The organism is Saccharopolyspora halophila (assembly GCF_039531955.1).
GTDB classification, from domain to species: Bacteria; Actinomycetota; Actinomycetes; order Mycobacteriales; family Pseudonocardiaceae; genus Saccharopolyspora; species Saccharopolyspora halophila.
The window spans coordinates 546,429-571,555 of record NZ_BAAARA010000001.1; the positions used below are offsets into that span (position 1 = coordinate 546,429).

At 68.7% G+C, this 25,127-nt stretch carries 23 protein-coding genes, 2 tRNA genes and 1 other RNA gene; 15 read left to right on the forward strand and 11 right to left on the reverse strand.

The genetic code is table 11. The features are described 5' to 3' along the window. Positions 1-19: 19 nt before the first annotated feature. Complete coding sequence (locus ABD289_RS02660; protein WP_344126055.1) at positions 20-532, reverse strand: PPA1309 family protein; 513 nt, start codon at positions 530-532, stop codon at positions 20-22. Positions 533-736: 204 nt separating this feature from the next. Between ABD289_RS02660 and ABD289_RS02665 the strand changes: the two genes are divergently transcribed. The 3 genes from ABD289_RS02665 to ABD289_RS02675 all read left to right on the forward strand — a co-directional run bounded on the left by ABD289_RS02665 (position 737) and on the right by ABD289_RS02675 (position 4,415). After that, entirely contained in the window at positions 737-3,658 is a 2,922-nt protein-coding gene (locus ABD289_RS02665; protein WP_344126057.1) for a UPF0182 family protein, read from the forward strand. Between the two features lie 192 nt (positions 3,659-3,850). After that, positions 3,851-3,924: transfer RNA gene (locus tag ABD289_RS02670), tRNA-Met, on the forward strand. 417 nt (positions 3,925-4,341) lie between these two features. Beyond that, positions 4,342-4,415 (forward strand) — tRNA-Met (locus tag ABD289_RS02675). A 59-nt stretch (positions 4,416-4,474) separates the two neighbouring features. On the opposite strand, the gene ABD289_RS02680 is transcribed toward ABD289_RS02675, so the two are convergent. Further along, complete coding sequence (locus ABD289_RS02680; RefSeq protein WP_344126059.1) at positions 4,475-4,699, reverse strand: hypothetical protein; 225 nt, start codon at positions 4,697-4,699, stop codon at positions 4,475-4,477. A gap of 360 nt (positions 4,700-5,059) precedes the next feature. On the opposite strand from ABD289_RS02680, the gene ABD289_RS02685 reads away from it, so the two are divergent. The 7 genes from ABD289_RS02685 to ssrA all read left to right on the forward strand — a co-directional run bounded on the left by ABD289_RS02685 (position 5,060) and on the right by ssrA (position 10,585). Beyond that, positions 5,060-5,557: a PadR family transcriptional regulator gene (locus tag ABD289_RS02685; RefSeq protein WP_344126062.1), complete on the forward strand. Its 498-nt coding sequence runs from the start codon at positions 5,060-5,062 to the stop codon at positions 5,555-5,557. Positions 5,558-5,641: 84 nt separating this feature from the next. Then, positions 5,642-6,748: a peptide chain release factor 2 gene (prfB, locus tag ABD289_RS02690; RefSeq protein ID WP_344126064.1), complete on the forward strand. Its 1,107-nt coding sequence runs from the start codon at positions 5,642-5,644 to the stop codon at positions 6,746-6,748. 114 nt (positions 6,749-6,862) lie between these two features. Next, positions 6,863-7,552 carry a cell division ATP-binding protein FtsE gene (ftsE, locus tag ABD289_RS02695; RefSeq protein ID WP_344126066.1) on the forward strand — a complete coding sequence of 230 codons (690 nt, stop codon included), beginning with the start codon at positions 6,863-6,865 and terminating at the stop codon, positions 7,550-7,552. A gap of 144 nt (positions 7,553-7,696) precedes the next feature. Beyond that, positions 7,697-8,599: a permease-like cell division protein FtsX gene (gene ftsX, locus ABD289_RS02700; protein WP_344126068.1), complete on the forward strand. Its 903-nt coding sequence runs from the start codon at positions 7,697-7,699 to the stop codon at positions 8,597-8,599. 132 nt (positions 8,600-8,731) lie between these two features. Then, positions 8,732-9,208 (forward strand): SsrA-binding protein SmpB, encoded by a 477-nt coding sequence (smpB, locus tag ABD289_RS02705; protein ID WP_344126070.1) that lies wholly within the window; start codon positions 8,732-8,734, stop codon positions 9,206-9,208. A 2-nt stretch (positions 9,209-9,210) separates the two neighbouring features. Then, complete coding sequence (locus tag ABD289_RS02710) at positions 9,211-10,125, forward strand: amidohydrolase family protein (RefSeq protein WP_344126072.1); 915 nt, start codon at positions 9,211-9,213, stop codon at positions 10,123-10,125. 90 nt (positions 10,126-10,215) lie between these two features. Continuing rightward, positions 10,216-10,585, forward strand: a transfer-messenger RNA (tmRNA) gene (ssrA, locus tag ABD289_RS02715). 145 nt (positions 10,586-10,730) lie between these two features. On the opposite strand, the gene ABD289_RS02720 is transcribed toward ssrA, so the two are convergent. From ABD289_RS02720 to ABD289_RS02740, 5 genes are all read right to left on the reverse strand, one after another. Next, the gene (locus ABD289_RS02720; protein ID WP_344126074.1) at positions 10,731-11,582 is read right to left on the reverse strand and encodes a nucleotidyl transferase AbiEii/AbiGii toxin family protein; all 852 of its coding nucleotides are present in this window, start codon (positions 11,580-11,582) and stop codon (positions 10,731-10,733) included. Next, positions 11,579-12,172: a type IV toxin-antitoxin system AbiEi family antitoxin domain-containing protein gene (locus ABD289_RS02725; RefSeq protein WP_344126076.1), complete on the reverse strand. Its 594-nt coding sequence runs from the start codon at positions 12,170-12,172 to the stop codon at positions 11,579-11,581. Before ABD289_RS02725 ends, ABD289_RS02720 begins: the two co-directional genes overlap by 4 nt. 203 nt (positions 12,173-12,375) lie before the next feature. Continuing rightward, entirely contained in the window at positions 12,376-13,149 is a 774-nt protein-coding gene (locus tag ABD289_RS02730) for an SDR family oxidoreductase (protein WP_344126078.1), read from the reverse strand. A 12-nt stretch (positions 13,150-13,161) separates the two neighbouring features. Continuing rightward, entirely contained in the window at positions 13,162-14,547 is a 1,386-nt protein-coding gene (locus ABD289_RS02735; RefSeq protein WP_344126080.1) for a GntP family permease, read from the reverse strand. A 38-nt stretch (positions 14,548-14,585) separates the two neighbouring features. Beyond that, entirely contained in the window at positions 14,586-15,110 is a 525-nt protein-coding gene (locus ABD289_RS02740) for a gluconokinase (protein WP_344126083.1), read from the reverse strand. A 275-nt stretch (positions 15,111-15,385) separates the two neighbouring features. Between ABD289_RS02740 and ABD289_RS02745 the strand changes: the two genes are divergently transcribed. Further along, positions 15,386-16,069 (forward strand): FadR/GntR family transcriptional regulator, encoded by a 684-nt coding sequence (locus tag ABD289_RS02745; protein ID WP_344126085.1) that lies wholly within the window; start codon positions 15,386-15,388, stop codon positions 16,067-16,069. A gap of 76 nt (positions 16,070-16,145) precedes the next feature. Here ABD289_RS02745 and ABD289_RS02750 read toward each other — a convergent pair whose 3' ends face one another. Both ABD289_RS02750 and ABD289_RS02755 read right to left on the reverse strand, forming a co-directional pair. Next, positions 16,146-16,952: a DUF2182 domain-containing protein gene (locus ABD289_RS02750; RefSeq protein ID WP_344126087.1), complete on the reverse strand. Its 807-nt coding sequence runs from the start codon at positions 16,950-16,952 to the stop codon at positions 16,146-16,148. Beyond that, on the reverse strand, positions 16,949-17,608 hold the full coding sequence (locus tag ABD289_RS02755) for a DUF1326 domain-containing protein (protein ID WP_344126089.1): 660 nt from the start codon (positions 17,606-17,608) through the stop codon (positions 16,949-16,951). Before ABD289_RS02755 ends, ABD289_RS02750 begins: the two co-directional genes overlap by 4 nt. A 193-nt stretch (positions 17,609-17,801) precedes the next feature. Between ABD289_RS02755 and ABD289_RS02760 the strand changes: the two genes are divergently transcribed. Beyond that, positions 17,802-18,551 (forward strand): SDR family oxidoreductase, encoded by a 750-nt coding sequence (locus ABD289_RS02760; RefSeq protein WP_344126091.1) that lies wholly within the window; start codon positions 17,802-17,804, stop codon positions 18,549-18,551. 52 nt (positions 18,552-18,603) lie between these two features. On the opposite strand, the gene ABD289_RS02765 is transcribed toward ABD289_RS02760, so the two are convergent. Continuing rightward, the gene (locus ABD289_RS02765) at positions 18,604-19,518 is read right to left on the reverse strand and encodes a DMT family transporter (RefSeq protein ID WP_425564526.1); all 915 of its coding nucleotides are present in this window, start codon (positions 19,516-19,518) and stop codon (positions 18,604-18,606) included. A gap of 75 nt (positions 19,519-19,593) precedes the next feature. Here ABD289_RS02765 and ABD289_RS02770 point away from each other — a divergent pair, with 75 nt between their 5' ends. Continuing rightward, the gene (locus tag ABD289_RS02770) at positions 19,594-20,475 is read left to right on the forward strand and encodes a LysR family transcriptional regulator (protein ID WP_344126095.1); all 882 of its coding nucleotides are present in this window, start codon (positions 19,594-19,596) and stop codon (positions 20,473-20,475) included. A gap of 12 nt (positions 20,476-20,487) precedes the next feature. Here ABD289_RS02770 and ABD289_RS02775 read toward each other — a convergent pair whose 3' ends face one another. Continuing rightward, positions 20,488-21,555 carry a sodium:calcium antiporter gene (locus tag ABD289_RS02775; RefSeq protein ID WP_344126097.1) on the reverse strand — a complete coding sequence of 356 codons (1,068 nt, stop codon included), beginning with the start codon at positions 21,553-21,555 and terminating at the stop codon, positions 20,488-20,490. A 431-nt stretch (positions 21,556-21,986) separates the two neighbouring features. Between ABD289_RS02775 and ABD289_RS02780 the strand changes: the two genes are divergently transcribed. Both ABD289_RS02780 and ABD289_RS02785 read left to right on the forward strand, forming a co-directional pair. After that, a complete protein-coding gene (locus ABD289_RS02780; RefSeq protein ID WP_344126099.1) occupies positions 21,987-22,427 on the forward strand; it encodes a YkvA family protein in 441 nt (146 codons plus the stop codon). Between the two features lie 204 nt (positions 22,428-22,631). Further along, positions 22,632-24,719, forward strand: coding sequence for an AfsR/SARP family transcriptional regulator (locus ABD289_RS02785; protein WP_344126101.1), 2,088 nt, complete (start codon positions 22,632-22,634; stop codon positions 24,717-24,719). The last annotated feature ends 408 nt before the right edge of the window (positions 24,720-25,127 follow it).

Genomic DNA, 25,127 nt, shown 5'->3' on the forward strand with positions numbered 1-25,127 from the left:
CGTCGGCGCGGTGGCCAGTTCAGGAGCTGAAGGTTCCGTGCAACGCCGTGAGCAGGTTCGGGGCCAGCGTGCGGTCGGCGTAGAGCTCCTCGTCGTTGTCCCGGACCCGCATCACGCAGATGTCGGTGCCGTTGCGCAGCACCGCGGCGACCAGCCGGGCCTCCTGGCGGTCGGGGTGCTCGGCGGCGGTCTTGGCCGCATCGTCCTGGTCCTCCGGGAGGTCGGACTCTGCCTCCGGCGGCAGGATGACGATCTCCTGCACCAGGGCGCAGCCCTCGACCTGCTCGGGCCACTCGATGCGGGCCAGCGCCTCGGCCAGGTCCTCGGCGGGCAGCGAGTCCTGCGCGATCGGGGTCAGCGGGGCGTTCGGGTCCAGCTGGTCGGAGAGATTCGGCTCGGCGGTGAGTAGCTTGTCGGTGTCGACCAGGGCGAACACCTGGGAGGGCTGATCCCAGCCCGCGGAGTGCACGAATTCCTCGATCTCGCGGGCGGCGGTCGGCAGGGCGGCGGTCAGTTCCTCGGCGGAAGACATGCGCGTCATCGTCGCACCCGGTGACGTACCCACCCGGGGTCCCCGGATGTTGCGAAATCGTGTCCGAAAAATTCCGTTCGTGCCCCGGGTTATCAGGAACTTCACTCCGAGGTCGTAGAGTTGAACATCACGAGGGGCGACGGGTGTGTTGCGCACTGGTCGTCCCAGCCCTGCTGATCGTCACCAGGAGCGTGCGCTGTGGCCATGCGGCCCCCGGTAGGAATGCCGAAACTGTCCCGGCGAAGCCGGATCTTGCTGATCTTGGGCGGTGTGGTGCTGGTAGCCCTCATCGCAGGATCGCGGGCGCTGGGCACCTATGTGGATTGGTTGTGGTTCGGCGAGGTCGGTTATCGCCAGGTATACCGGACCCAGCTGCTCTCCCGCCTGGCGATGGGCGGGATCGCCTTCGTCTTCGTGGCCGGTGTGCTGCTGGGCAATCTGTGGCTGGCGTATCGCAACCGCCCGGTGTTCGTGCCGGTCACCGGACCGGACGACCCGCTGGCCGGGTATCGCACGCTGCTGACCGAGCGCTCCCGGCTGTTCGGCCTCGGGATCCCGATCGCCGTGGGTCTGATCGCCGCCCTGGCCGCGCAGGGGCAGTGGCAGGTCCTGCAGCTGTTCCTCAACAGCGTGCCGTTCGGCAAGACCGACCCCGAGTTCGGTCACGACATCAGCTTCTACGTCTTCCAGCTGCCGTTCTGGCGGATGGTGCTCTCCTGGGCCTTCGTCGCGGTGGTCGTGTCGTTCATCGGCTCGCTGATCACCCACTACATCTTCGGCGGCATCCAGCTGCGCGGCCGCTCCGGTCAGCTGTCCATGCCCGCCAGGGTCCAGCTGGCCGTGCTGGCCGGGGTCTTCGTGCTGCTCAAGGCGGTCGACTACTTCTTCGACCGGTACGACCTGCTGCTGTCCGACCGGAACAACCTGTTCACCGGTGCCAGCTACACGGACCTGAACGCGGTGCTGCCCGCGAAGCTGATCCTGATGTGCATCGCCGTGTTCTGCGCGCTGGCGTTCTTCGCGGTGATCTTCCTGAAGAACCTGCAGATCCCGGCGCTGGCCGCGGTGCTGCTGCTGCTGTCCAGCGTGGTGGTCGGCGCGGTCTGGCCCGCTCTGCTGGAGCAGTTCTCGGTGCGGCCGAACGCCAACCAGCGCGAGGCCGAGTCGATCAGCCGCAACCTGGCGGCGACCAAGGACGCGTTCAAGGTCGGCGACGACAACGTCACGTTCAAGGACTACCCGGGGCGCACCCAGCTGCAACCCAGCGAGGTGGCCGCGAACGAGGGCACGATCCCGAACATCCGGCTGCTCGACCCGAACATCCTGTCGGCGACGTTCACCCAGCTCACGCAGCAGTACAACTTCTACGGCTTCACCGACAAGCTGGACGTCGACCGCTACCGCGACGAGAACGGCAAGCTGCAGGACTACCTGGTCGCGCTGCGCGAGATCAACACCGACGGGCTGGCGGCCAACCAGCAGAACTGGATCAACCAGCACACCGTCTACACCCACGGCAACGGCTTCGTCGCCGCGCCCGCGGGCAAGGTCGACTCGACCTTCGAGGAAGGCCGGAGCCAGGGCGGCTATCCGATCTTCCAGATCAGCGACGTGGCCAACGACGGGCAGGGCGCGATCCCGGTCGAGCAGCCCCGCGTCTACTACGGCGAGCTGTCCGGGCGGGGTGACTACGCGATCGTCGGCGGCGACCCGGGCGAGGCGCCGCGCGAGTACGACACGGACACCAAGCAGTTCACCTATGACGGCGAGGGCGGGGTGCCGATCGGCAACCTGTTCAAGCGCGCGGTCTTCGGTGCCTACTACGGCGAGCGGAACTTCCTGTTCAGCGGCGCCATCGGGTCCGAGTCGAAGCTGCTCTACGAGCGCAACCCGCGGGACCGCGTGCAGAAGGTCGCCCCGTGGCTCAAGCTCGACGGCGACCCCTACCCGGCGGTGGTCGACGGCCGGATCAAGTGGATCGTCGACGGCTACACCACGCTGAACAACTACCCGTACTCGCAGCGGACCGAGTTCGGCGAGGCCACCAACGACACCAACACTGGCGTCGAGCGGCAGCCCAACCAGCAGATCAACTACATCCGCAACTCGGTCAAGGCCACCGTCGACGCCTACGACGGCACGGTGAACCTCTACGAGACCGACCCGAAGGATCCGGTGCTCAACGCCTGGGAAGGCGTGTTCCCCGGGGTGGTCAAGCCGGCCAGCGAGATCTCGCCCGAGCTGCGCCAGCACTTCCGGTACCCGGAAGACATCTTCAAGGTGCAGCGCGAGATGCTGACCAGCTACCACGTGGACAACCCGCAGGACTTCTTCTCCACCCAGACCTTCTGGCAGGTCCCGGACGACCCGACGGCCCGAGGCGGCTCCGGCGGCACCAGCCAGGGCCCGCTGCCGCCCTACTACGTGCTGGCCCAGACCGGTGACCAGCAGGAGCCGACCTTCCAGCTGACCAGTGCGCTCACCGCGCTGCGGCGGCAGAACCTCTCGGCGTGGGTCTCGGCGTCCTCGGATCCGGAGAACTACGGCAAGCTGACCGTGCTGCGGTTGCCGACCCAGACGCAGACACCGGGTCCGAACCAGGTCCAGAACCAGATGGAGTCGACCCCGGAGGTCACCGAGAACCGGACGCTGTTCAACAACCCGAACGTCACGGCGATGTTCGGCAACCTGCTGACGCTGCCGGTCGAGGGCGGTCTGCTCTACGTCGAGCCGATCTACATCCAGCGGAACGAGGAGGAGTCCTACCCGCAGCTGGCCAGGGTGCTGGTCTCCTTCGGCGGCAAGGTCGGGTTCCACGAGACGCTGCAGGGCGCGTTGGACCAGGTCTTCGGATCCGGTGCCGGGCAGGCCGCCGACACCGGCGAGGAGCCGCAGCAGCCGCAGCAGCCCCAGCAACCGCCGGAGCAGGAGCAGGGGCAGGGTCAGCAGCAGGGACAGCAGGACGTCTCGCCGCAGACCAGCCAGGCCGTCAGCGACATCCAGGGTGCTCTGGAGCGGCTCCGGCAGGCCCAGCAGTCCGGTGACTACAACCAGATCGGGCAGGCCTACCAGGAACTCGGCGACGCGATCACGCGTTTCGAGCAGAGCCAGGGCAGCGGTGGCTGAGCCGGACGTCCCGTAGTGGATGAGGCGGGGCGGGGGATCGGCGCGATCCCCCGCCCCGCCGCCTTTTTCCGGGGCTTTCGACGTGGCGGGAGATGGCGTGCGTCACTTTGGGGGCCCCCGGTTTGTTTTGTTCTTCGGCGACCCGTAAGCTTCGAGGTACAACAAAACGCGGCGGAGAAATCCGATCGCTGGCGCGGGGTGGAGCAGTTCGGTAGCTCGCTGGGCTCATAACCCAGAGGTCGCAGGTTCGAATCCTGTCCCCGCTACGAGTAGCGTGTTTAAGACCCCTCGGCTTCGCCGGGGGGTCTTTTCCCGTTTTCATCATTTCCGTACGGGGGCCGAGCCCCCGTAGGCCCCCGCGGTGCGGTGGTCGGGTTGCGGAGTGCTCCCCGCTCGGGGTGCGTGCCCGGCCTGGGCTGGGACCAGCTGACTCGGCCTTCGGCCTCGCTGGGGTCTCGCCTTCGGCGTCGGGTGTGGCCCCGCCTTTGGCGTCGTTGGGGCCCGCCCCGTCTTGACTCGCCCCGTCTTGCTTCGGGGCGGGTTCGGTTCGTGCGGGGGTTGGGCATTCGTGCCGGGGTTGGGCTGGCGTTTTGGGTTTTGGGGACCCCCCCCTTTAACGGGGGTGTTGGGCGGGTGCTAACTTATATTCACAACAGAACGCGGCGGAGAGATCCGGTCGCTGGCGCGGGGTGGAGCAGTTCGGTAGCTCGCTGGGCTCATAACCCAGAGGTCGCAGGTTCGAATCCTGTCCCCGCTACTTGGAAAAAGCCCTCCGGCTCAGTCGGAGGGCTTTTTCGCGCGTGATTCCGCGGCCCGCTAATCGCCGGCGCCCTCGGCCCACTTGCGGGCGCAGTTCGGCGAGCAGACGCGGCCCTCACCGCGCACGGTGGCCGTCGGGCGCATCGTGCGGCCGCAGACCATGCAGGAGTCCGTCTCGGCGCCGCGCTGCGCGGGTACGAGGGACTTGGCCCGCTCGGCGACCTTGGTGGTCACCTTCGACTTGTTCTCATTGACCTTCGTGCGCAACCAACTGCGATGCACTGGTAACAACCTCCTGCGGTGCGGCCACTCGGGTCGCCTTGACCCGACGGTCATTGAGCAGCGTGCGGGTAACCGGCCGTAGTTGTGCAGCTTCAGAAAGTAATAGCACCTCATTGCGCGCCCAATAACCCCCATCCAGGCGAACTCGCGCCCAGGTGGTTGCAATGCGTGCACTACCGGGCCTGGCATTCGGGTGGCTCTCGAGCACGCGGTGTGATGGACGCCGCCGGGCAGCCGATGCCGGTGTCTGCGGCCAACGGCGCAGCGATTCGTCCACTCGGAGCAGTCCTTCGCCGCCACTGTGGACAGAAGCTTGGACCACTGTGGACAGCACCCCCGGACCGTGGCACCGTGGTGGCTGTGAGCGAGCTGAATGCGACATCCGCTGCCCTGTTGGGACTACTGCACGAAGGGCCGAAGACCGGCGGCCAGCTGGTTGCTGCCGCCACCGAGCGCTTCGGTGGATTCTTCAGCGTGACCCGCAGCCAGGTCTACCGCGAGTTGCCGGCGCTGACCGAGGCCGGCCTGCTGCGCCTGGGTAAGCAGGGACCGCGCTCCAGCCAGCAGTACGCGATCACGCCTGCGGGCAAGCGGGCGTTCAAGTCCTGGCTGAACACCGAGCCGGGGCCGGACAACGTCCGCAGCCCGCTGATCCTGCGCCTGGTCTACTCTGGCACGTTGACGCCCAAGCAGCGCGCCAACCTGGTCGAGTCGGCGCGCGCGCAGTACGCGGTGAAGATGGACGAGGCGCGGAACGCGGCCAAGACCGCCTCCGACCCGTACGAGAAGGCCGCCGCCGATTTCACGGTTTCCTACAACCGGGCGATCATGAAGTTGCTCGACAACATTCCGGAGTAACGGATTCGCCGGTCGCAGGGGCCAACGGCGCGAAACGGGCCGTCCTCGTGGGCGGCCCGGGCGCAGTGACGTACGCTGAGCACTGTGAATGCCGACGTCGCCGCCGCCCTGAAGGAACTGACCAACACGCTCGAGGGAATCGAGAGCGTGATGGACCTGGAAGCTCTGCGCGCGGAAATCGCCGAGCTCGAGACCGAGGCCGCAAGGCCCGACCTCTGGGACGACGTCGAGAACGCGCAGCAGGTCACCTCCAAGCTCGTGCACCGGCAGGCCGCCCTGCGCCGCGTGACCGAGCTGCGGCAGCGGGTCGAGGACCTGGAGGTCCTCTACGAGCTCAGCGAGGACGAGGGCGACGACGCCGGTAGGGCCGAGGCGGACGAGGAGCGCGCCCGGCTGGCCAAGGATCTGGAAACCCTCGAGGTCCGCACCCTGCTGTCCGGCGAGTACGACCCGCGCGAGGCCATGGTCACCATTCGCGCCGAGGCCGGTGGCGTGGACGCCGCCGACTTCGCCGAGATGCTGATGCGGATGTACCTGCGCTGGGCCGAGCGGCACGACTACCCGACCGAGGTGTACGACACCTCCTACGCGGAAGAGGCCGGCCTGAAGTCGGCGACCTTCCTGATCAAGGCGCCCTACGCCTACGGCACCCTCTCGGTCGAGCAGGGCACGCACCGGCTGGTGCGCATCTCACCGTTCGACAACCAGGGCCGCAGGCAGACCTCCTTCGCCGGCGTCGAGGTGCTGCCGGTCGTGGAGGAGACCGACCACGTCGAGGTCGAGGAGAAGGACATCCGAGTGGACGTCTACCGCTCCTCCGGTCCCGGCGGGCAGTCGGTGAACACCACCGACTCCGCCGTGCGCATCACGCACCAGCCCACCGGCATCGTGGTCAGCTGCCAGAACGAGAAGTCGCAGCTGCAGAACAAGGCCGCGGCGCTGCGCGTGCTGCAGGCCAAGCTGCTGGCCCGCAAGAAGGAGGAGGAGCGCGCCGAGCTGGACGCGCTCAAGGACAGCGGATCCTCCTGGGGCAACCAGATGCGCTCCTACGTGCTGCACCCCTACCAGATGGTCAAGGACCTGCGGACCGACTACGAGGTCGGCAACCCCGAGGCGGTGCTCGACGGCGAGATCGACGGTTTCCTCGAGGCCGCGATCCGCTGGCGTCGCCAGCAGCAGACCGTAGCCTGATCGACCCCTTGCGGGGCGATCTCCGCGAGCCGCGAATTCGCAGGTCAGAAGTGGCACAACCACCTAAGTGGGTGAGTGCCGGTCGGCTCTGGCGGCGAGGGTAAACTGCCGCTCGTGATCCGCCTCGAGCACGTGTCCAAGTCGTACAAGACGTCGACCCGGCCCGCTCTTGAGGATGTCTCGGTGGACATCGGCAAGGGCGAGTTCGTGTTCCTGATCGGGCCGTCCGGCTCCGGCAAGTCGACGTTCATGCGCATGCTGCTGCGCGAGGAAGTGCCCAACCGCGGCCGCGTCTTCGTGGCCGACTGGAACGTGGCCAAGCTGCCGCGTCGCCGGGTGCCCCGCCTTCGCCAGCGCATCGGTTGCGTCTTCCAGGACTTCCGGCTGCTGAACAACAAGACGGTCTTCGAGAACGTCGCGTTCGCGCTGGAAGTGATCGGTAAGCCGCGCAACGACATCCGCCGCGTCGTCCCGCAGGTCCTGCAGCTGGTCGGCCTGGACTCCAAGTCCGACCGGATGCCGCACGAGCTCTCCGGTGGCGAGCAGCAGCGCGTGGCCATCGCCCGGGCGTTCGTGAACCGGCCGCTGGTGCTGATCTGCGACGAGCCGACGGGCAACCTGGACCCCGACACCAGCCAGGACATCATGCTGCTGCTGGAGCGGATCAACCGCACCGGCACGACAGTCGTGATGGCCACGCACGACCACGGCATCGTCGACTCGATGCGTCGGCGCGTCGTGGAACTGAGCCTCGGGCGCGTCATCCGGGACGACGCCCGCGGCGTCTACGGCGTCGGCCGCTAGGAACTGCTGATGAGCGTGCGCAGCGGTGCCGGTAGCGGGCTCAGCTCCGCACCTGGAACAGCTGCGGCCCGCAGCGGCCGCTAGTCCGCCACGTTCCCCGAATCCTGAGGACACCTCCCCCGACCGGCAGGAAAGCAACCCAAGATGCGTGCCAGCTTCGTATTCAGCGAGGTCATCAACGGCCTTCGGCGCAACGTCACGATGACCATCGCGATGATCCTGACGACCGCCATCTCGGTGGGTTTGCTCGGTGGTGGTCTGCTCGCGGTCCGCATGATCGACAAGATGCAGGACACCTACCAGGACCAGGTCGAGGTCGTGGTGTTCATGACCGACGACGTCAGCGCCAACGACACCGACTGCTCCAGCGACCCCTGCGCGGGGATCAAGTCCTCGCTCAAGGCGGTGCAGGGCGTTGAGCAGGTCACCTTCGAGAACCGGCAGGAAGCCTACGAGAACTTCAACAAGGTCTTCCAGTCCCAGCCGGAGCTGCGCGACGTCGCCCGCCCCGAGGCGATGCCGGCCTCGCTGCGCGTGAAGCTGTCCGACCAGGCCCGCTTCAGCCAGATCCAGGCCCAGTTCCAGGGCAAGCCCGGCGTGGACAGCGTCGTCGACCAGGCCGAGTACCTGCAGCAGATGTTCAGCGTGCTCGGCGGCGTCCGCAACGGTGCCTTCGTGATCGCGCTGGTGCAGGCGATGGCCGCGCTGCTGCTGATCTCCAACACGATCCAGCTGTCGGCGTTCACCCGGCGCACCGAGACCGGCATCATGCGCCTGGTCGGTGCGACCCGCTGGTACACCCAGCTGCCCTTCCTCCTGGAGGCGGTGGTCTCCGGCCTCGTCGGTGCCGTCCTGGGTATCGGCGGTCTGATCATCGCCAAGCTGGCGTTCCTGGACAGCGTGCTCGGCCCGTTGTCGCGGACCGGGGTGATCCCGGCCGTGGAATGGGGCGACATCGCCTTCGTCTCGCCGATCCTGCTGGCGATCTCGATGGCGATCGCCGCCGTGACCGGTTACGTCACCCTCCGCTTGTACGTCCGGCTGTGATCCGGGCCCGCCCGGTGCCGTGGGCACCGGGCGGGCGACCGGGCTCGACGGGCCGCCCGCCCCGGCGATTCCGCGCCCGCGGGCTCGCCGGCCTGCGGAAATCCGGGTGACACGACAGCTAGGGTTGAGGTCATGGTGAAGGAACGCGGCCGCAAGGTCATCGCGCAGAACCGCAAGGCGCGGCACGACTGGTCGGTGCTGGACACCTACGAGGCCGGTCTGGTGCTCAGCGGGACCGAGGTGAAGAGCCTGCGGCAGGGCAAGGCGCAGTTGAGGGATGCCTTCGCCACGGTGGACGACGGCGAGGTGTGGCTGCGCAACGTGCACATCCCCGAGTACACCGAGGGGACCTGGACCAACCACGAGCCGCGTCGCTCCCGCAAGCTGCTGCTGCACCGCCACGAGATCGAGCGGCTGGTCGGCAAGATCAAGGAGACCGGGCTGAGCCTGGTCCCGCTGCAGCTGTACTTCAGCGACGGCAAGGCCAAGGTCGAGCTGGCCCTGGCCCGCGGCAAGAGGGCGCACGACAAGCGCCAGGACATCGCCAAGCGGGACATGCAGCGCGAGATCGACCGGGCCATCGCGGACTCCCGCAAGGGACGTCGCTGACGTTGCCAGGGGATCGGACGGCACCGCGCAGCGATGCCGAGGTGCCGGACTGGGTCGCCGGGCTCGGTCTCCCGGGGCTCATCGACATCCACACGCACTTCCTGCCGGAGCGGGTCCTGCGCAAGGTCTGGGCGTACTTCGACCGGGCCGGTGAGCACTACGGCACCGAGTGGGACATCTTCTACCGGCACTCCGAGGCCACCCGGCTGCAGGTGCTGCGCGACCTCGGGGTGCGCACATTCGCTCCGCTGGTCTACGCGCACAAGCCCGGCATGGCCGAGTGGCTGACCGACTGGGCGGTGGAGTTCGGCAACCGCGAGCCCGACGCGGTGCCGACCGCGACCATCTACCCGGAGCCGGGCGTGGCCGACTACCTGGACCGCGCGCTGGAGGCCGGGGCTCGCTGCGTCAAGGTGCACGTGCAGGTCGGCGGGTTCGACCCGCGCGACCCGATGCTGGACCAGGCGTGGGGACTGCTCGCCGAGGCGGGCGTGCCGGTGGTCGTGCACTGCGGCCACGGGCCGCTGCCCGGTTCGCACACCGGGCTGGACATCTTCGAGGGAGTGCTGCGCAGGCACCCGCGGCTGGTCGCCGTGCTCGCGCACGCGGGAATGCCGGACTTCCTGGCCGCGTTGGAGCTCGTGGAACGCTATCCGCGGGCACACCTGGACACCACGATGGTGGGGGTTGACTTCAGCGAGAAGATGGCCCCGCTGCCCAAGGACTGGGCAGCGCGCATCGCGGCCCGTCCGGACCGCGTGCTCCTGGGTACGGACTTCCCGAACATCCCGTACCCGTACGCGGAGCAGCTGGCCGCCATCGCGGGTTGGGCCGATTCCGACGACCGGCTCGGCGCCGAGTTCCTGCGCGCGGTGCTGCACGACACACCGTCTCGATTGCTCGGCCTGACCGATTGAGGGAACCGGGAATGATCAGGCGGTGGTCGGGCGTTATGCTTGAGTGCACCGGTTCGAAACCGCGGACCGGTGATCGAGGTAGGAAGACATGGGGGTGAACGGTTTCGACTCCGTCAGTTGATCCTTGGGAAGCGTGCCAGTGCAGGCGGGAGACCACTGTGAGCGTCGCCGCAAACAAATAAGCGCCGACAAGAGTCAGCGCGAGTTCGCCCTCGCTGCCTGAGCGAGGAGCGACTCTGTCGGACCGGGAACGCCTCCGTCCCGGAATCCGGCATCAGCTAGGAGGCTCAACCTCCAGGCCCGGTCGCGGGGCCTGTTGGGACATCGCACAGCGACTGGGCTCGTCACACCGGCTTGTTCGCGTGACCGGTGGAGCCAAGTAGAGACGTAGCGAACTGCGCACGGAGAAGTCTTGGTGAGGCGACGGAGGACCCGGGTTCGATTCCCGGCACCTCCACCAACAGGGGCGAACGCTCACGACGAGCGTTCGCCCCTACTCGTGTGTCCGCGGTGCGACTGACAGTTTTGCCTAAAACTGTCCAGACAAAACGGACACGAACCTGCCACAGTTTTAGGCAAAACTGTCACCTGGAGGCCCTCCGGCTTTAGTGCGGGAACATGCGGCCCCACAGTTGGCTAACCTGGGCTACAGCTTCGGGGTAAGGCGGGATATCAATCTTGTGGTTGCTGATGAGCTGTTCATAGCGCGGCGGCCAGGTTTCAGGAAGCGTCGGCAGATCCACAGGCGGGTCGGCGTTGTCGCGTTCGAGCCAGACGGTCCGTGTCGTGGCGCCCACGCGGGCGGGGGTGAGGAGCCCATGCTCTAGGAGGATCATGAGGTCGACGAGATCCCGAACCCGGGAGTTCTCGCGTTCACCGAAGTCCTTGAGCATGCCGTGGAACTTCTCCGCCGCGTGCCGGTGGATATCGATCGTCTGCACTTCGGCGGCCGGGACACCGGCGAATTCCAAAGAGTTCGGCACGGCGAGCGTGTCGGTCGCGTTCAACTCATGTGTCCTCGGGGACACGTCCAGCTGGATTCGGCCAAATGGCTTGTCAGCCAGGTGAGCGTCGACTTTGGCTCGCCAGGTCGGGACTCCCGCGCCGTCGTCCCGCATTCGTTCGGGCGGGCTGACGGTGAAGATGAAGTAGTCGTTGTCGAGTTCGGTCGAGAGGATCTCGATGAGCCTCTCGTGGAGATCGAGTGCGTCGGTGACGTCATGGCGCACTCCGAGATCGATGTCTTTGGTCAACCGTGCACCGTCTTGGAGGCGCACTTCGAGTGCCATGCCGCCCTTGAGGACCCAATCGCCTGGCTCCGTTTTCTGGATGCGCGCGATGATGCGCTCGAACATGACTCGCCGGCGCAGTCGGTCGAGGCTGATTCCTGAGGTGGACTGCTTCAGCAGTCGGTCTTCCAATGCGGTGCGGAGGGCCTGCGCCGATTGGTAGGTCACGGTGTCTCCTGCTGGATCGCTCGCTCGATGTGGAGTGCTGCTTTGGGGGCTACGATTTCCGAGCGGGAACGGAGGCGTCGGTGAGTTATCAGACCGGCTCGCCTCGCGTCGCTGATCACGCGGGCCAGCTGCTCCTCATCGGGTGCCTGCGCGGCGATATCGATGATCGTCCGCACGGGGGTTGTTACCCGGTACCCCAAGCGCTCGGAGACATCATCGGCAGGAAGTTCGGTGCGGTGAAGGGCTACGGCATCACTGCGCATGGTGAACCCCGGCGGTACTGTCAGATGGACGTAAGCCGATTCGAATTCGCCGATGCCGTGTGCGCTCAGTGCTGATTCGTGCGACACGACTCCGCGGCCGCGTGACCACAGGGTCCACCTGGCGAGTTCATCGTGTGTGCCCGGTATCCACTCGGTGAGCCGATACATCCCGCGTTCGATGCGCCGCCAGTTGCCAGCTTTGACGTGGTAGGCCTGGGCTTGGTGCGAGTAGCCGAGCTCCTTGGCCTGGGACGAGGTGAAGTAGCCGCCTTGTGCGGAAGCGAGCTCGAAGAGCCGCCGACGGAGGTCGCGCCGATCGATCGACATGGGCCAATACTACGAAAAATCTTTAGTTTCGGCTTGGCGGTCTGTCTGGAACTATAATTTTCTTTTAGTTCCAGCTGCGGTTTCGGTGTCCCGCTGGGTGGCGGAGGGTCGGTGCGGCTCTGTCGGGGTGTTGTTACGAGGCGGTTCGACGCGAGAAGCGGGGCGATCTCGCGTGAGATCGCCCCGCTTCTCCTCGTTGGTTGTCAGACCACGGCGGTCATCCCGCCGTCGACGAAGAGGATCTGTCCGTTGACGAAGGCGGAAGCGTCCGAGGCCAGGAAAACGCCCGGCCCGACGAGATCCTCGGCACGACCCCAGCGGCCCGCCGGTGTACGGCCGGTCACCCAGCCGCTGAAGTCCGGGTCGGCCACCAGCGGCGCGGTCAGCTCGGTGGCGAAGTAACCCGGTGCGATCCCGTTGATCTGCACCCCGCGGCTCGCCCATTCCGCGGCCATCGCCCGGGTCAGATTCCGCAGCCCGCCCTTGGCCGCCGTGTACGGCGCGATCGAGGGGCGAGCCAGCTCCGCCTGCACCGAGCAGATGTTCACGATCTTGCCGCGGCCACGCTCGACCATTCCGCGCGCGACGGTCCTGCCCACGATGAACGCGCTCGTGAGATCGGTGCGCAGGACGTCGTCCCAATCGGCCAACGAGAGATCGAGCATCGGCTCGCGGTGCTGGAATCCCGCGTTGTTGACCAGGATGTCGATGTCGCCGTTCCGCTCGATCGTCTCGGCGACCCCGGTGGTCACCGCGGCCTCGTCGGTCACGTCGAACGCGGCGATATCGCAGGAGGCGCCGGTCACGGTGTCGCACAACGCGTCCCGCGCCTCGGTGAGGCGGTGCTGATCACGGCCGTTCAGCACGACGGTCGCGCCCGCCTGCGCCAGGCCGGTCGCGAGCACGTTGCCGATGCCGCGACTGCTTCCCGTCACCAGCGCGACGCGCCCGGTGAGGTCGAACGGATTCGATGCCAAGACGATCTCCGATCAGGCGATCACGAACAGCAGGGAGGAGATGGCGAAGCCCATCAGACCGATGGTGGTCTGCATGACCGTCCACGTCTTCAGCGTCGTCTTCACGTCCATGCCGAAGAAACGACCGACCAGCCAGAAACCGGAGTCGTTGACGTGGCCCGCCGTGACGGAGCCCGCTGCCAGCGCCAGCACGAGCGCGGCGAGCTGGACGGGGCTGAAGTCGGTGCCCGCCACCACCGGCTGCACCAACCCGGCCGCCGTGGTCAGCGCCACGGTCGCCGAACCCTGGGCGATCCGCAGCACCGCTGCGACCACGTAGGCGGCGACGATCACCGGCATGCCCACGTTCGAAAGCACGCCGGACAGGGCGCCACCGATTCCGCTGGTTTCCAGAACGCCACCGAACATGCCGCCCGCGCCCGTGATCAGGATGATCGCGCACACCGGTCCCAGCGCGGAGTCGAGCAGCTTCTCCACGACGTCCTGACCGCGACCACGACGGGTGCCGAGCACGTAGGTCGCCACGAACACCGTGATCAGCAGCGCGACCGGGGTGGCGCCCATGACCCGCGCGACCTCGAACCAACCGGCGTCGGAATCGACCCAGCCCGCTTCACCCGCGGTGTTCAGCCCGGTGTTGGCGAAGATGAGTACGAGCGGAAGCAGCAGCAGCGAGACCACGGTTCGCGCCGGCGGCGGGGTCCTGTCCTGCTCGACCGGGCTGCCGCCGCTGAGCAGTTCGGGGACGGGCAGCACGATTCGCTTGCCCACCCAGAGGCCGTAGAGGTAGCTGGTCACGTACCAGGTGGGGATCGCCACCACCAGGGCCAGGGCGATGACCAATCCGACGTCGGCGCCCAGCAACCCGCTGGCCGCGACCGGACCGGGGTGTGGCGGAACGAAGATGTGCATCACCGAGAACGCACCGGCCGTGGGTAGCGCGTAGCGCAGCACGCCGCCGCCGAGCTTGCGCGCGATCGCGAACACGATCGGCAACATGACCACGAGCCCGGCGTCGAAGAAGATCGGGAAGCCGAAGATCAGCGAGGCGATGCCCAGGGCCAACGGGGCGCGCTTCTCCCCGAACCTGGCGAGCAAGGCGTCGGTCAGCGCTTGCGCACCTCCGCTGACCTCGAGGAGTCTGCCGAGCATCGCGCCGATCCCGACCAGCAAGGCGACCTCGGCGAGGGTCTCGCCGAAGCCGCTCATCAACGTGTCGATGATGCTGCCCGCCGGGATCCCGGTGGCGAACGCGGTTCCGATGCTGACCACGGTCAGGGCGAGGAAAGCGTGCACGCGCAGCTTGATGATCAAGAACAGCAGCACGGCGATGGCTCCGGCGGCGATGCCGAGGAGCGGACCGGCGCCCAGGGTTTGAGTCCAGCCTTCGATTTCCATGCGAAAAGCTCCGTTGCTTTTTGTGGGGAGGGTGTTGCTCAGCGCGCGGCGGGGCAGGCGTCGAGCGCCAGGGCCGTGATCGTCAGCCGCGCGACTTCTTCCGGGGGATTGGTGACGTCGACGACCACGCCGTCCTCATCGGGCCGGAGCGGTTCGAGATCGCCGAACTGCGAATCCAGCAATGAGGCGGGCATGAAGTGCCCGGAGCGCTCGGTGAGCCGCGCGCCGATCGTCTCCGCGGAACCGGAGAGGTGGACGAAGCGGACCCGTGCTCGGGATCGCCGCAGGTGATCGCGATACGTCCGCTTCAGCGCGGAGCAGGTCACGATCGTGCTCGCGCCGTCTTCGGCGCGCCGCGTGATCCAGTCCCGCATGGTCGACAACCACGGCGAGCGGTCGGCATCCGTGAGCGGAATGCCGTTGGTCATCTTCTCGATGTTCGCCTCGGGGTGGAACTCGTCGGCTTCGGCAGTGGTCCAGCCGAGCCGCTGTCCCAGCAACTGCGCGACGGTGCTCTTGCCTGCTCCCGAGACGCCCATCACCACCAGACACGTGGATGTCATTCGGCTCCCTTGGTCGAGCGTCGTTGACTCGTGGCCAGGCACGAAACAGAAAGGTATTACCTTAGGCGTCGAAAGTTAACACCTTTTGGTGTGACGGGGAAGACGCCCTTGGCCGGGTAATCTGCGTACGTGCACCCAGCAGGCGTCGAGCGCGGGAGAACAGGTTGATCAGGTCCGGGCACGGACAGGAGGGCGCTGAGCGCTCGGCTCCGGCCGGCGATTCGTCCCGGACGTCGAGGTCTGCCGACGGTCGTCGACGCGAAGCCGCGTCGAACGTGGAAGTGCTGCACAGCGGTGTCCTGGACGCGATCGGCAGGGAGATCACCGGTGGCGAGCTGCCCGCCGGTCACGTGCTGACCCTCGACATGCTCGAAGAGCGCTTCGGGGTATCGCGCACCGTGGCGCGGGAAAGCATGCGGATCCTGCAGTCCATGGGTCTGGTGACCTCGCGGCGCCGGGTGGGGATCACCGTCCAGCCGCGCGAGACGTGGAACGTGTTCGATCCGCGGGTGATCTGGTGGCGCCTCGCGGGGGATGGGTGCGAGGCTCAGCTTCGATCGCTGACCGAGCTGCGGATCGCGGTAGAGCCGTTGGCCGCGGCAGCGGCGGCTCGGAACGCTTCGGGTGACGTGCGAGCGCGCGTGGTCGAGCTGTCCAAGACCATGCGCGTCAAAGGGGAAGCGGGCGAACTGGGCGAGTTCCTGGAGTTCGACGTCGAATTCCACACCGCCCTGCTGAACGCCAGCGGAAACGAGATGTTCGAGGCGCTGGCGGATGTCGTCGCCGCGGTCTTGCGGGGTCGTACGCAGCTCGGTCTGATGCCGCACCAACCGGTTCCCGAGGCGCTGGCCTTGCACGAGCGGGTAGCGGACGCGGTGGCGAACGCGCGATCGGAGGACGCGGAAGACGCGATGCGCGAGCTGCTCGCGGAGGTTCGCCGGGCGATGGTGCCCTGGTGACGGCCAGTCGAGCTCGAAACGCCGTCAGCGATCCCGCTGCTGACGCAGGGCGTGCTGCGAGCGGGTGGCCCTGTCGCTACATCGCGCTGACAACACCGGGTGCCGCGAGCAACGTGGCGCCGAGGCCGATGAGCACGGCGCCGAGCGCGTAGCTGATCACCTTGCCGCCGGGCGCGACCTTCTCGACCGTGATCACCGCGGCGATGGCCGCCATCCACGCCAGGCTCATCACGCCTGCGGCCAGCAGCACGAGCATCAGCGCCCAACAGCAGCCCAGGCAGTATCCGCCGTGGTTGACGCCCACCGCCACCGCCGAGCGCCTGCTGCGGGCCGCACGGCTCCCGTACCTCAGCACGAGCGCGAACGGCGACCGGCAGCGCACCAAGCACCACTGCTTGAGCGGCGAGAACTGGTACGCCCCCGCGACGAGCAGGACAACGGCTCCCGCGCGCACGCCGTTCGCGGTTCCGCCCGCGCCGAGCGCGTCGAACCCGCGCACGACGAAGTACGCGAGCACGCCCACAGCGCTCCAGACCAGCAAGTAGCCGGCCGTCAGCGAGGGCAGGGTGCCGTGCGCGTCGGGTCGTGCACCCATGAGTCGGCTGACGCCCACGGTGAACGGGATGATGGCGGGCAACATCATCGCCGCCATCATCACGACCCAGGTGACCAGGAAGAGGACGAACGCAACCGGGTCCGCCGCCGACATGCTCGTGGAACCCGTCCCGGTGAGGATGCCCATCCGCATGCCGGGCATCGCCATGCTGCCGGTGAGCAGCCACGCGCCGACCGCCAGCAGGAGCAGTACCCCGGCCAGTGAGAGCTCAGCCCTCTTCCAGGTGTGGAGCGGCGGGATGCCGCTCCCCTGCGCGTGGCGGGTCATGCCCCGTCGGGCCCCGACCACTCGAACGGGATCAACTTGCTCGAGTAACCGGAGCGATCCCACTGGAAGCCGAATGCGTCGGCCCGGTCGGTGGTGGCCTTGCCCCAGGTCCCCGCCGGCTGTCCCGGCCCGACTTCGGCGCCCGGCAGGTTATGGGTCTGCACCCGTTCGCCTTCCGCGATGGTGGGGCCGGTCAGCGCCTCGACGGTCGCTTCCGCCTTGCCCGGTATCCGCACGCTCCAGCTCGCGAGATCGTCCCGAATCGACGTCTCGATCGGGGCGAATTCCATGCCCCGCATCTCCGGGTGGAAGAGCGCGCCGAACTCGGCGGGCCATCCGCCCGCCTCACCGCCGAACACGGTTTGCAGCGCCGCGCGCTGATCGTCGTCGGCGCGGTCGTCGACGAACACCGCGGCGTAGGCATCGGTGTGCTCACCGCTCCACACGTTGCCGGTGAACGATCCGAGCATCACGACGTTGAGGCCGTCCAGCCGAACGTCTCCGTACTTCCCCTCTCGGACGTGCCAGACGAGGACGCCCTCGCAGTCACCGTACGTCGGCGGCTGGGCGAAGGAGCACGGGCACGGGATCGCGCACTTGCAGGCGTCGAACCAATCACCTCTGAGGTGCCATTTCTGAATCGCAGGAGTTCCCATGATCCCCCCTTTTCCGGCGATTCGGACGCCACCAACGCTACGCCCCGCAGTCGGCAGAAGCGCCTCGAAAACCGAAGGCGTGCGCGCATTCGCCGCCGCTCCGTGGCGGGTGTTCCGGGCGAAGAGCGAAACGAGGCGAGGGCTCGTTCTTCGGCTCTGTCGCGGGCTTATTACTCGGCGGTAGGGTTCGGGCATGCGGACCAACATCGTGATCACCGGTGCCAGTTCCGGGCTCGGCGCCGGCATGGCCCGGCGGTTTGCCGCCGCCGGGCGCAACCTCGCGCTGTGCGCTCGCCGCACCGAGCGGCTCGATGCGCTGGCCGAGGAGCTGACCTCGCAGCACCCCGGCATCCGAGTCATCACCCGGGAGCTGGACGTCAACGATCACGATCGCGTGTTCCAGGTCTTCGAGGAGTTCCGCGCCGAGCTGGGCACGCTCGACCGCGTGATCGTCAACGCGGGGCTGGGCAAGGGCGCGCGGATCGGGACCGGGCACTTCGAGGCCAACAAGCAGACGGCCGAGACGAACTACATCGCCGCGCTCGCGCAGTGCGAGGCCGCGATGGGGATCTTCCGGGAGCAGAACGCGGGGCACCTGGTCGTGGTGTCCTCGTTCGCCTCGTTGCGCGGGATGCCGAAGCAGATGACCACCTACGCCAGCTCCAAGGCCGCGGCGCTCGCGCTGGCCGAGGGGATCCGGGCCGACACCCTGCGCACGCCGATCAAGGTGTCCAGCGTGCTGCCCGGCTACATCGAGTCGGAGATGACCGGCCAGAAGGAGGGCGGCACGCCGCTGCTGGCGGGCGCCGAGGTGGGCGTGCAGGAGATGGTCAAGGCGATCGAGAAGGAGCGCGCCAAGGCCTTCGTCCCGGCCTGGCCCTGGAAGCCGCTGAGCCTGCTCGTCCGGTTGCTGCCCGCCAAGATGCTCCGCAAGCTGGCCTGATCGGTAGCCGCTTCCGCCCGAACCGAGCAGCGCGGTTCGGGCGGAAGGCGGCTCACGCCTTCGGCCTGCGACGGGAGAGGGCCACGCCGATCAGGCAGACGGTGCCGCCGACGATGCCGTAGATCGACGGGATCTCGCCGAGCAGCAGGAAGGACAGCAGCACCGACAGCGCCGGAACGGCGTAGGACGAGGTGCTGAGCTTGCCCGCGTCGGTGCGCCGCAGGGCGTAGGCCCAGGTGCTGAAGCCGAGCGCGGTCGGGGCGATGCCCAGGTAGATCACCGCGAGGATGTGGGCCGGGGCGGCGGTGCTCAGTTCGGTGATCAGCGGGGGCAGCCACGGCAGCAGCGCGATCGTGGCGACCACGCAGCCCAGCCAGGTGATCACGAGCCCGTCGCTGGTGTGCCGCATCGCGAGCTTCTGGATCAGCACGCCCGCCGCGTAGAGGAACGCGGCCAGCAGGCACAGCACGACCCCGATCCAGTCGCTGCTGCCCGAGGAGCCCGCGCTGATGAGCGCGACGCCGCCGAAGGAGACCGCCGCACCGATCAGCAGCGGTTTCGGGAAGCCCTCGCTCAGGAAGAACCCGGCGCCGAAGGCGACGAGCAGCGGGGCCACGTTCACCAGCAGCGCGGCGGTGCCCGCGTCGACGTGCAGCTCGCCCGCGTTGAGCGCCACGGTGTAGGCGCCCAGCCAGAGCACGCCGTAGGCGGCGATCAGGCCGAACGCCGTGCGGGACAGCCGGACCGGTCTGCCGCGTCGCGCGAGCACGAACGGCGACAGGACGGCGGCCGCCACCGCGAGCCGCAGCAGCGCCATCGTCGCGGGCGAGAAGGTGTCGCCGAGCGCGCGAATCGCCACGAAGGACGACGACCACAGCAGCATGGTGAACGCCGCGGCTGCGGCGGCCTTGCGGGATTCGGTAACCAGCGCGGGGCGGACATCGGTTCGCGGAGTCACGGTTCCCATGTTCGGGGCGGGAATCACGTCAGCACAAGCGAATAGTTCTGCACAAGTGTTAAGCGTCTCTGTACGATGGGGTGCGTGCTGGACATCGCCAGGCTCCGGTTGCTGCGCGCGGTGATCGCCACCGGATCGATCCGCGCGAGCGCGTCCGCGCTCGGCTACACGCCCTCCGCGGTGAGTCAGCAGCTCTCGGCGCTGCAGCGGGAGACCGGCCTGCGGTTGTTCGACCGCGTCGGCAGGGGCATCGAGCCCACGGACGCCGGACGCACGCTGGCCGCCGAATCCGAGTCGCTGTTCGAGGCCGTGTCCAAGCTGGAGGGCGTGGTCGGTGATCTGCGCGCGGGCCGCGTCGGCAGCCTGTCGATCGGCTATTTCGGTTCGGCGGGTGCCACCTGGTTGCCCCGGGTCGTTGCCGTGCTCCGGGAGGAGTTCCCCGAGCTGCGGCTCGACCTGCGGATGACGGAGCTCCGCGACGGGCTGACGGCGCCGGACATCGACCTGTTCGTCGAGGCCGCGCGTGCCGAGGCCCAGCCGCACGCCGAGATCCACCGGCTGGCCGACGACCCCTACCTGCTGGTGGTGCGCACCTGCGATCCGCTGGCCGCCCACGACGAGGTGCCGCTGGCCGCGCTGGCCGAGCGCTCCTGGGTGGACAACGACCTGCAGCGGGGCGCCTGCAGGCAGGTGCTGCTCGACGCCTGCGCCGAAGCAGGTTTCGCGCCCTCGTTCGTGGTCGAGACGCACGACTACGCCACGGCGATCCCGTTCGTCTCCACCGGAATCGGGATCACCGTCGTGCCGCGGCTGGGCATCGGCGACCTGCCGGAAGGACTGACGACCACCCGCCTGATCAACCCGTCTCCGGTGCGGCACATCTCGGTCGCGGTCCGCAAGGCCGTCGCCGATCACCCGGCGGCGATCAGGGCGCTCGACGTGCTCGACGAGGTGGTCGGCGACTGATCGCGCGGGAGGTCAGTCCACCTCGACGGGGACGATGCCGAGGATTCCGTAGCTGACCGCCCAGTAGAGGGCGTACAGGGCCAGCAGCGTCACGCCGTGCCAGCGGCGCAGGTGGCCGGTGGACAGGAAGTACGCGGCCAGCGCGGTCAGCACCACCAGCGCGGGCAGGTGCAGCGTGAACACGGCCGAGTTCACCACCAGCCCGCCCGCGAGCAGGATGATGCCGAGCTTGCCGGTCACCGAGAAGATGACGCTGCCGATCACGTTGCCCACGCCGATCTCCGGCGCGCCGCGCCGCGCGGGCTCCACGGTCAGGAAGACGTCCTCGATGGTGAGCACGAGGGTGGCGATGGTGGCGCCGAACAGGGTGCCCTCCAGGCCGTACTCCTCGAGGATCCCCTCGGTGCCCGCCCCGGTGGCCGAGGCGCCGACGATGAGCCCGGTCAGGGCGAGCACGGCGAGTCCCAGCCCGGTCCAGCCGGAGAGGTTGCGGGCTTCGGCGAAGGGCATCCGCTCGGCGAACCCCGGCTCGTCCTGCGGGTCCTGCTGCATCGGGGGAGTCACCACGGTCGTCCCGCCGCCACCGGGCTCGCGTGCGGCCGCGAACGACTCGTAGAGCTCCGCGTCCCGGAAGACCGGCCGCTCGCCGCGGGATTCGCGCACCACCACGTAGGTCAGGAACGCCCCGAAGAGCGCGAGCAGCAGCACCCCGGAGGCCGCGTTCAGCGGTGCCAGCGCGGTGAACGCGACCATCACCAGCGGCGAGCACGCGAACAGCACCAGGTAGTCGCGCGGGATGTTCACCTTGGTCGGCACCAGCAGCGCGGCCAGCGCCAGCACCACGCCCGGCAGCGACAGCGCGGTGCCGAAGACGATGCCCAGCGCCACCCCGTCGAGGTCCTCGATGTTGAGCGCCACGCCCAGGAAGATGTCGTCGAACTCGATGCCGGTGAAGATGATCGCCAGCAGGAACAGCGAGATCCGCAGGCCACTGGCTATCCCGACGAGGTAGCCGACCAGCTTCTCGGCGCTGTAGATCAGCAGCGCCGCTCCGGCGAGAAACACGAAGATGGATTCCATAGCGGCGCCTCGAAACTCGTCGCGGGCGATTCGAACTCGCCGGATGCCGTGATTTTCTCCAGCACGATGCGGGCGCCGCAGCGCGCGGTGCAACGGAAGCGCAACCAGTGGCGGGTGTTGTGCAATGGGCGGGAGTGATCGACCGACGAGTGGTGGCCGGGGCGCGTCCCGCCGGATCGCCGGCACGGGGGCGGTGGGAGGCCGCGTGCGCTCTCGGGTGCGTCCTTCCTGGTCAGCCGCGCCGCAGCGACGTGCTCGAGTCGCGGGCCCCGGAGCCCGGCGGCGTCCGAGGTTCCGCCACCCGCACCGCCGCGCGAATCCCGGACCGAAACATCGACCAATATCATTCGCTCGCCGCAGTGACGAGTGCCGGGAGTGGTGTCGGCCACCGTCGTCCCAGGTGAGGTCGCCGCCTCGCTAGGTTGGAGGCCATGACTGCCGCGCTCGACACCCCGCTCGCGCAGCTGGTCCTGGGCATCGCCGCGGGCGTGCTGGTGGCCTGGCTCGCGCTGGTCGCGGTGCTGTTCGCCGTGCGCCCGCGTGGCGGGCTGCTGCGGGAGGCGCTGCGGCTGCTCCCGGACACGTTGCGCCTGATCAAGCGCCTCGCGGGTGATCCCGAGCTGCCGCGCGGTTCCCGGCTGCTGGTAGGCGGGCTGCTCGCCTATCTCGCGCTGCCGTTCGACCTTGTGCCGGACTTCGTCCCCGTGCTGGGCTACGCGGACGACGCGATCATCGTCGCCGCCGTGCTGCGCTCCGTGGTGCACCGCGCCGGGCACGACGCGGTCCGCAGGAACTGGCCCGGCACCGAGGACGGCTTCGCCGCGCTGCGCGAGCTGACCGGCCTTCCCGAGCCGGAACGCGTCATGGACTGAAGACCGTTTCCGCGATCGCGATGCGCGAGCGCCGGTGTTCCGCCGCAGAATCGATCGCCGGACTTCCGAGATCGCTTCGAACTCCGCGATCCGGGAAGGGCGCGAGTTTCTTGCGCCCACCGGCGCGCCGCGGGAAAAATCAGATCATCCGAATGGTGGTGAATCGGGGGTGGGCGGCAGGTGCGCTTCGAGGTGCTGGGGCCGATGCGGGTATGGCGCGGCACCGAGCGAGTGGAGGTGCCGGTTCCAGGCTTGCTGCGGCAGCGGCTGCTCGCGCTGCTGCTGGCGAACGCCAACACCGGGGTGAGCGCCGAGGTCCTGTCCACGGCGCTGTGGGGCGCCGAGCCGGACAAGCGCAGCGGCGGCAAGCTGCACCTGCTGGTGCACCGGCTGCGCAAGACCCTCGAGGAGCCCGGCCGCCTGATCTCCGACGAGCGCGGCTACTGGATGCACGTCGAGCCCGACGAGCTCGACGTGGAGCGCTTCGAAACCATCCTCGATCTCGCCGAGTCGACGCCCGATCCGCAGCGCCGGGTGGAGCTGCTGCGCCGGGCGCACCGGCTGTGGCGCGGTGCCCCGTACCAGGACCTCGACCTCGGGGAACTGGCCGGTGAGGTGCACCGCATCTCCGAGCGTCGGCTGGTCGCCCTGGAACAGCTGCACGCGGCCGAGCTGGAGTGCGGCAGGCACGCCCTGATCATCGCCGAACTCACCGAGCTGGTGCGCGCGAACCCGTTGCGGGAGCGCTTCCACGCCCTGCTGATGACCGCGCTCTACCGCGCGGGCAGGCAGGCCGACGCGCTCGCGGTCTACCGCGGGGCGCGCAGCACCCTCATCGAGGAGCTCGGCCTGGAACCCGGCCCCGCGCTGCGCGAGCTGGAGGCGCGCATCCTGGCGGGCGAGCACGACGAGGTCGAGTCGCCCGCCGCGCGCGCCACGCCGCGACCCGCGCAGCTGCCGCACGACCCGCCCGGTTTCGTGGGGCGCGAGGCCGAGCTCGCCGAGTTGGATCGCGCCAGCGAGTCGGTGCCCCTCGCGGTGCTCACCGGTACCGCCGGAGTCGGCAAGACCGCGCTGGCAACGCACTGGTCGCACGGCGCGCGAGAGCGCTTCCCCGACGGTCAGCTGCACGTCGACCTGCGCGGCTACGGACCGGATCACCCGCTGCCCACCCGAGACGCGCTGGCCGGGTTCCTGCGCTCGTTGGGGGTGCCGGGGGATGCGATCCCGGCCGAGGAGTTCGAGCGGGCCGCGCGGTTGCGCACCTTGCTGGACCAGCGGCGGATGCTGATCGTGCTGGACAACGCCGCCGCTCCCGAGCAGGTGCGGCCGCTGCTACCCGGCACGCCGAGCTGCTTCGTGCTGGTCACCAGCCGGGACGCGTTGACCGGGCTGAGCGCCCGGGACGGTGCTCACCGCGTGGTGGTGGAGCGGCTGCGGCTCGCCGAGGCGAAGGCGCTGCTGGCCGATCGGCTCCCCGCGGTGCCCGACGACGCGACCCTGGACCGGCTCGCCGAGCGGTGCGCGCGGCTGCCGCTGGCGCTGCGGGTGGCGGCCGAGCGCATCCGGCACGGTCACAGCGGCGAGGTCACCGGGTTGCTCGACGAACTCGCCGGCCGGGCGCGCGGCCTGGACGTGTTCGACACCGGGGACGACCAGACCTCCCCGCGCGCCGTGTTCTCCTGGTCCTACCGGCACCTGCCACCCGACGCGGCCAGGCTCTTCCGGCTCTACGGGTTCACCTGCAGGCACGCCGGACACCGCGTCGGGGTCTTCGCGATCACCGCGCTGCTCGGCGCGGACGACGTGCGGACCACCCGCAGGCTGCTGGACGTCCTGGTCCGGGCGCACCTGATCACCGAGGTCGCGAGCGGGCGCTTCGAGATGCACCCGCTGCTCGGCGAGTACGCGGCCGAGCTGGCCGCTCAGGAGCGGGACCACGCCGCGATCGTCAGCAGATTGCTCGGCTTCTACCTGCACACCGCGAACCTCGCGATGAGCCTGGTCGACCCGGAGCGCACGCGGGACCCGGACGCGCCCGAGCCCGCGGCGATGCCCGCGCTGGTCAATCGCGAAGCCGCGCTCAACTGGCTGGAGACCGAACGGTCGAACCTCATGTGCCTGGCCGAGAGCGCCGCGCAGGCCGGAATGTCCGGCTTCATCAGCGCGCTGTTCGGGCTGATCCACGACTATCTGGTGGGACGAGGACGCTTCCCGGACGAAGCGGAACGGCTGCGCGAGCTGGCCGGGCAGGTCGGAGCGGACCGGGTCTCGGAGCCCGACGGCGTCTGAGGTACGAATCGAAAACTCCTCCTTTGGGAGGTATTTCAGTGTGGGGCTTGCGGGGCGGTGCGGGTGGCCGAACCTGACGCGCCGTGTGGCTGCGGGATCCGCTCCTTGAGTAGCGGCCTACGCGGCGTCGCGGCTGTCCTCGCCACACGACGCGTCAGAACCCGCGGCGGCGCGGGTTGAGTCCCGCACCGCATGCGGCTCCGCCGCATACCGCAAGGACCCGTTGGGGACGTTTCAGGTCGGGGGTTTGCGTGGCGGTGCGGGTGGTGGAACCTCGGACGTCGTCGGAGAACCCGCCGCCGTGCGAGCTGAATCCCGGACCGCATGCGGCTCCGCCGCGTACTGCGAGGACCTGGCCCGTCCGGATGCGGCTTTCGCGAACCGGGGGTGAATTGCCGGGGAACACCG

Excerpts from the sequence above, each read along its gene's own strand:
- ABD289_RS02660 (WP_344126055.1), bottom strand. The coding sequence starts at position 532 with ATGTCTTCCGCCGAGGAACTGACCGCCGCCCTGCCGACCGCCGCCCGC.
- ABD289_RS02665 (WP_344126057.1), top strand. The coding sequence starts at position 737 with ATGCGGCCCCCGGTAGGAATGCCGAAACTGTCCCGGCGAAGCCGGATC.
- ftsX (WP_344126068.1), top strand. The coding sequence starts at position 7,697 with ATGCGTGCCAGCTTCGTATTCAGCGAGGTCATCAACGGCCTTCGGCGC.
- smpB (WP_344126070.1), top strand. The coding sequence starts at position 8,732 with ATGGTGAAGGAACGCGGCCGCAAGGTCATCGCGCAGAACCGCAAGGCG.
- ABD289_RS02725 (WP_344126076.1), bottom strand. The coding sequence starts at position 12,172 with ATGTCGATCGATCGGCGCGACCTCCGTCGGCGGCTCTTCGAGCTCGCT.
- ABD289_RS02735 (WP_344126080.1), bottom strand. The coding sequence starts at position 14,547 with ATGGAAATCGAAGGCTGGACTCAAACCCTGGGCGCCGGTCCGCTCCTC.
- ABD289_RS02740 (WP_344126083.1), bottom strand. The coding sequence starts at position 15,110 with ATGACATCCACGTGTCTGGTGGTGATGGGCGTCTCGGGAGCAGGCAAG.
- ABD289_RS02750 (WP_344126087.1), bottom strand. The coding sequence starts at position 16,952 with ATGACCCGCCACGCGCAGGGGAGCGGCATCCCGCCGCTCCACACCTGG.
- ABD289_RS02755 (WP_344126089.1), bottom strand. The coding sequence starts at position 17,608 with ATGGGAACTCCTGCGATTCAGAAATGGCACCTCAGAGGTGATTGGTTC.
- ABD289_RS02760 (WP_344126091.1), top strand. The coding sequence starts at position 17,802 with ATGCGGACCAACATCGTGATCACCGGTGCCAGTTCCGGGCTCGGCGCC.
- ABD289_RS02765 (WP_425564526.1), bottom strand. The coding sequence starts at position 19,518 with ATGGGAACCGTGACTCCGCGAACCGATGTCCGCCCCGCGCTGGTTACC.
- ABD289_RS02775 (WP_344126097.1), bottom strand. The coding sequence starts at position 21,555 with ATGGAATCCATCTTCGTGTTTCTCGCCGGAGCGGCGCTGCTGATCTAC.
- ABD289_RS02780 (WP_344126099.1), top strand. The coding sequence starts at position 21,987 with ATGACTGCCGCGCTCGACACCCCGCTCGCGCAGCTGGTCCTGGGCATC.
- ABD289_RS02785 (WP_344126101.1), top strand. The coding sequence starts at position 22,632 with ATGCGGGTATGGCGCGGCACCGAGCGAGTGGAGGTGCCGGTTCCAGGC.